Annotated in this window: 1 protein-coding gene; it reads right to left on the bottom strand. The window is 68.1% G+C overall.

Annotated features, from left to right (window positions below; genetic code table 11):
• Window positions 1-276, bottom strand: a 276-nt coding sequence (locus FQ664_RS25985) for an MFS transporter (RefSeq protein WP_144175862.1), incomplete at both ends; no start/stop codon positions are given.

The raw sequence follows: 276 nt of genomic DNA, 5'->3' as shown, positions 1-276 counted from the left end.
GAGTACGGCGGTGCCGGCAAAGGCCAGGCGCCAGCCCAGCTGCTGGCCGACCCAGGTCGCCAGCGGCACGCCACCGATGTTGGCGATGGTCAGGCCCATAAACATCGTCGCCACCGCCGCGGCCTGCTTCTCCTTCGGCACCAGGCTGGCGGCGACCACCGCGCCGATGCCGAAGAACGCACCGTGATTGAGGCTGGTCACCAGCCGTGACAGCAGCAGCAGGCCGTAGTTCGGGGCCAGCGCCGACAGCAGGTTGCCGATGACGAAGATCGACAT

The organism is Pseudomonas persica (genome assembly GCF_900291015.1).
Taxonomy (GTDB): Bacteria; Pseudomonadota; Gammaproteobacteria; order Pseudomonadales; family Pseudomonadaceae; genus Aquipseudomonas.
Note: the sequence above shows the minus strand (reverse complement) of the source record. Positions and strands in the feature narration are given on the sequence as shown.